Source organism: Streptomyces sp. WAC03905, assembly GCF_057371075.1.
Window position 1 is genome coordinate 4,187,501 of sequence record NZ_JBXYDZ010000003.1, and the last position, 5,000, is coordinate 4,192,500.

Consider the following 5,000-nt stretch of genomic DNA (forward strand, 5'->3'; position numbering starts at 1 on the left):
GTAAGGCGATGTATACGGACTGACGCCTGCCCGGTGCTGGAACGTTAAGGGGACCGGTTAGTGACCTTTCGGGGTTGCGAAGCTGAGAACTTAAGCGCCAGTAAACGGCGGTGGTAACTATAACCATCCTAAGGTAGCGAAATTCCTTGTCGGGTAAGTTCCGACCTGCACGAATGGCGTAACGACTTCTCGACTGTCTCAACCATAGGCCCGGTGAAATTGCACTACGAGTAAAGATGCTCGTTTCGCGCAGCAGGACGGAAAGACCCCGGGACCTTTACTACAGTTTGATATTGGTGTTCGGTTCGGCTTGTGTAGGATAGGTGGGAGACTTTGAAGCCCCAACGCCAGTTGGGGTGGAGTCGCCGTTGAAATACCACTCTGGTCGTGCTGGATGTCTAACCTCGGTCCGTGATCCGGATCAGGGACAGTGTCTGATGGGTAGTTTAACTGGGGCGGTTGCCTCCCAAAGGGTAACGGAGGCGCCCAAAGGTTCCCTCAGCCTGGTTGGCAATCAGGTGTTGAGTGTAAGTGCACAAGGGAGCTTGACTGTGAGACCGACGGGTCGAGCAGGGACGAAAGTCGGGACTAGTGATCCGGCGGTGGCTTGTGGAAGCGCCGTCGCTCAACGGATAAAAGGTACCCCGGGGATAACAGGCTGATCTTCCCCAAGAGTCCATATCGACGGGATGGTTTGGCACCTCGATGTCGGCTCGTCGCATCCTGGGGCTGGAGTCGGTCCCAAGGGTTGGGCTGTTCGCCCATTAAAGCGGTACGCGAGCTGGGTTTAGAACGTCGTGAGACAGTTCGGTCCCTATCCGCTGTGCGCGTAGGAATATTGAGAAGGGCTGTCCCTAGTACGAGAGGACCGGGACGGACGAACCTCTGGTGTGCCAGTTGTCCTGCCAAGGGCATGGCTGGTTGGCTACGTTCGGGAGGGATAACCGCTGAAAGCATCTAAGCGGGAAGCCTGCTTCAAGATGAGTATTCCCACCTCCTTGAGAGGGTAAGGCTCCCAGTAGACGACTGGGTTGATAGGCCAGATGTGGAAGCCCGGTAACGGGTGAAGCTGACTGGTACTAATAGGCCGAGGGCTTGTCCTCAGTTGCTCGCGTCCACTGTGTTAGTTCTGAAATAACGAACAGCTGTGATTACACACCAGCGTTCAAATTTCATAGTGTTTCGGTGGTCATAGCGTTAGGGAAACGCCCGGTTACATTCCGAACCCGGAAGCTAAGCCTTTCAGCGCCGATGGTACTGCAGGGGGGACCCTGTGGGAGAGTAGGACGCCGCCGAACAATCATTGTGGGAAAGCCCCGCACCTTCTGGTGCGGGGCTTTTCTGCGTTCACGGGCCGGCCGCGGGCTCTGCTGGGTATCCTGACCCTGCGTTCCCTGGAGGACACGATGACAGCACAGCAGTGGGAAGACGGCGGACCGCTCGTCCCCCAGCCGGCGATGACGCGGGAAGCCCTGCGGGATGCCGTACGACGGATCGACATGGCGAACCTGGCCGTGCTCGACAAGGAATGCAACGAAGCCTTCGACCGCGCCGCGGAGACGGGCGCCATCAACCCGCTGCGGTTCTTCCTGATCAAGTGGGCCACGCACGTGGCGATCCACCGCTGGCCAGCCCGCTCGGCGGCACTGCACGAAGCGGAACGCATCGCGGGGGACCCGGCGGCCACGGAGGAAGAGTTCCGCGCCGCCATGGAGACGAGCAGCCGCATCCTGGCCGAGGCCCAGCGCGAGATCGGTCAGTGACCCCGCGGGGCGAAGGTGTGGAGAGCGACACCGGATGGGCATGGGAGTGCGATCCCAGCCGACTGTGGGTGCTGGGCGACATGCCGGCGGCACAGCAGGAACTCGTGGGCGCCATCATGGACGGCCTGGTCGACCTCGCCGCGATGGCCATCGACCCCAAGGACGGCAGCCTCTACGAAGATCCCCACCCCATGCGGCTGCGTACGTACGAGGACGAACACCTCATGGTCTGGTACCAGACCATCCCCCACCGCAGGCGCGTCTACCTCAAGCGCGTCAACCTCTGACCCGCCCAGCAGCCGGTCCCGACCGCGCAGAGCCGAGGCTCCCCGACCGATCTACGACCCGACCCCCCCCGCAGCCAGCTGTTCGTAGGCACAAGGCCGACACCGCGGGCATCCAGATGGTTGAGGAGGGGCGCCAGGGGGGTGCACCTGGACGAACCCTCCGCGTCGGTCAGAAGCCGCCGAAATGCGGTGAAGCCGCTGTAGGACCAGGAGACACCCGGCCCGTTGCCGTATCTGTCGGTCGGGAACAGGACCAGTCCCAGGTGCGGATGTGACCTCCTCACTTGCCGAGCACACGGGATCGGGCACGTACGGCGCCACCTGCAACCGAATGATCTACACGGACACGCACAGAGGCAGGGCCGTCCTCGACAGCCCGTACTCCGGTTTGAGCTCGCTTTCAGTCCGGCAAGCTGCTGACGGCGCTCCGGTGCGCAGGTACGGACACGGTCTTCATCGACAGCCTGGGGCCTATGCGCGCTCCCGCTGGACCGGGTCGGGAGCGAGGGGCTCGGGTCCGCCCCAGGCGCCTCCTGCGAGTCAGGCGCCGTGGAGGCCCCACTCCGCGAGCCCGCCGCGGACGTGAGCTGCGAAGCACTGCTGAGGACAAGGGCCGCGTCCGCGCCACTATCCACAGGTCACCCCCTGCACTTCGGGTATGGGCTCGAACCCACCGAGACACAGCGCCTCTGTTGCCGCCCCTGGACCGTCGTGACGACTCTGGCCCGCCGACAGACATGGGCGGCCAGATGCCGGCGGCGAGAGTGAGGAGTCGTTGTCCGGTGCGCGCGAAGACTCCGGCCGGGGTCCTGCCGCCGTGTTGTTCCAGGCTGAGCTGGCCTTTGCACGTGTCGATGGCGGCCTCGATCCACTGGCTGAGGCGAGCGATCCTCCCGTGCTGGACCCGGCTCGTCCTTGCGGTCCGGCCGCACCGCTCCACCAGGGCGGCCATCACCTCCCACTCCCCGATCCTGGGGCCGGCCAGGCACCAAGTGACGGGCATCCCCTCGGCGGTGGTGACCAGGTAGAGCCGGAATCCCCAGAAGAAGCGGGAGTGGCTGCGGCAGTAGCCGTATCCGCAGTGCCCCGCGGGAGCGCCTCGATGGATTCGAACGGCCCACGAGTTTCCAGTCCGGAGCCATGCCGACTCCGCGGAGACCGCTCGCGAGCGTTGTCGGCAACAGGGGCTGTCAGCCCGTGTTCATACGATCACGGCATGTCTGATGCCTTCACCGTCTTGTGGACCCATGACACCTGCCGTGCGCTACGCAAGGCAGGGCGTGTGGGCGAGCGACCGCCGGTCGCCTTCAGTGGCGCTCACTCCTCCCTGCCAGCGTGGACGGGTGCCCGTCCTGGGGACGAGGTATACGCGCTGCACGTCAACCAGCGCGAAGTGTTCGTGGTGAGTCAGATGCGAGTGATCGACGCGGAGCGCCGCGATTGCTGCGGCATAGCCCCTACCGGCTGGGACGCCCCTGCGTATCCCGGTCACGACGACTGGTCGATGCTCGGCGCCGGCGGCTGCGGGGCCCAGGCAGTCCACGTGGACGCGACGCCCGTACGCTTCGATGTACCCATCTCCGGTGAACTACTTGCAAGCCTGACCTGGCGCAACCGGCGAGGGCAGACCCGCGGTCTGAAGTACGTGGTGGATGGTCGTCTCGAAAGATCGATCAGCCTCCAGGGGTTCTACCGTCTGACCCCCGAGGCCGCTGGCGATCTGGCGGACGTCGTCAGCAGTTCTGCCCCCTGACACTGATCGGCGAGCGAGGCATCAGCACTCAGCGCACTCCCAGCCGCAGCTGCGGAAAGTCGGACAGGACCGAGCTCCGCTGCGTCCCGAAGTGGTGAACCTCTATCTGTTCTCATGCGCTTGTCGGAGGCCGCCTGTTGTCTGGGGGCAGGTAGCGGAACGGATCCAGTGGCGGGCCGAGGGGAAGCCGAGCAAGACCTGGGCGACGGCCAGGCCCAGCAGTGCGGACTCACTCCTCTGGGGGCAGGATGCTGGAGCCCGGGTGGCTTCCGTTGGCAGCCTGGGCAGGAGCGCGGCCAGCGCGGCGCGAACCGTCGGCCCGTGATGATCAAACCGGACGAACCCCGCAGGCTCGGCGTCCCTGCCTCCGAGGCACGCTCCCGTAGGGGAAGTTGTCTCTCGAGAGCATGCAGGAACGGCTCACTCATTGAGGGGGCCGCGGTCGCCACCGCGGTGGCGACCTCCGCGCTCGACGTGTGCCGGCCCTCTGTCGTGTTAGGAGACCACCTCTTCGTGCACTGGGGGCCTGGTCCTACCCACTTCCTCCTCGACGGCACCACAAGCTCGAAGCGCCCGCCGCCGTCGGCCGACCGGTGAGGCTCCTCGACCCGTGCGGTCAACCGCTGACCGCACGGGTGACGAGCACTACCGTCACGCGGCTGGCGTGGGCCACAGCCGCGTTTTGACTCCTCCTGGGCACGGTTGTAGAGTTGAGCAGTTGCCTGGAGCGGAAGCGCTCGGCAGCAGCCCCCACAGGAAGCACTTTCAAGTGGGAACACTCGACTCTTCATTCGGGAATCGAAGCCGGGGAAATCCGGTGGAAAACTTCTGATAGAGTCGGAACCGCCGGAAAGGGAAACGCGCAAGCGGAAACCTGGAAAGCGCCGAGGAAATCGGACACGAAAGAGTCTGATAGAGTCGGAAACGCAAGACAGCAGAACGAAAGCCCGGAGGAAAGCCCGCGAGGGTGAGTACGAAGGAAGCGTCCGTTCCTTGAGAACTCAACAGCGTGCCAAAAATCAACGCCAGAAGTTGATACCCCGTCCACTTCGGTGGATGAGGTTCCTTTGAAAAAGTCCTGTCGGGCCTTCGGGCACTGGCAGGCGACACAACACAGCGAGGACGTTGTGGCGCGTCGGTCATATTCCGACATGATGCGCCCGCTCTTTCGTGGTGTTCACCCGATTACGGGTAAAC

The 5,000-nt window shown here is 63.9% G+C and carries 3 protein-coding genes, 2 rRNA genes and 1 pseudogene (1 of these 6 cut by a window edge); 5 read left to right on the forward strand and 1 reads right to left on the reverse strand.

The window, feature by feature from the left end; genetic code table 11:
- From AC2RP6_RS21465 to AC2RP6_RS21480, 4 genes are all read left to right on the forward strand, one after another.
- Positions 1 to 1,103: ribosomal RNA gene (locus tag AC2RP6_RS21465) — 23S ribosomal RNA — on the forward strand (it extends 2,021 nt beyond the left edge of the window).
- 78 nt (positions 1,104 to 1,181) lie between these two features.
- Positions 1,182 to 1,298 (forward strand): 5S ribosomal RNA (gene rrf / locus AC2RP6_RS21470).
- Between the two features lie 108 nt (positions 1,299 to 1,406).
- On the forward strand, positions 1,407 to 1,763 hold the full coding sequence (locus AC2RP6_RS21475) for a hypothetical protein (protein WP_486447651.1): 357 nt from the start codon (positions 1,407 to 1,409) through the stop codon (positions 1,761 to 1,763).
- Positions 1,764 to 1,780: 17 nt separating this feature from the next.
- Entirely contained in the window at positions 1,781 to 2,050 is a 270-nt protein-coding gene (locus AC2RP6_RS21480; RefSeq protein WP_486447652.1) for a hypothetical protein, read from the forward strand.
- A 727-nt stretch (positions 2,051 to 2,777) separates the two neighbouring features.
- Here AC2RP6_RS21480 and AC2RP6_RS21485 read toward each other — a convergent pair.
- Positions 2,778 to 3,158: pseudogene (locus AC2RP6_RS21485) on the reverse strand (transposase family protein); the annotation flags it as partial.
- Positions 3,159 to 3,266: 108 nt separating this feature from the next.
- On the opposite strand from AC2RP6_RS21485, the gene AC2RP6_RS21490 reads away from it, so the two are divergent.
- Entirely contained in the window at positions 3,267 to 3,803 is a 537-nt protein-coding gene (locus AC2RP6_RS21490; RefSeq protein ID WP_486447653.1) for a hypothetical protein, read from the forward strand.
- The last annotated feature ends 1,197 nt before the right edge of the window (positions 3,804 to 5,000 follow it).

Excerpts from the sequence above, each read along its gene's own strand:
- AC2RP6_RS21475 (WP_486447651.1), top strand. The coding sequence starts at position 1,407 with ATGACAGCACAGCAGTGGGAAGACGGCGGACCGCTCGTCCCCCAGCCG.
- AC2RP6_RS21490 (WP_486447653.1), top strand. The coding sequence starts at position 3,267 with ATGTCTGATGCCTTCACCGTCTTGTGGACCCATGACACCTGCCGTGCG.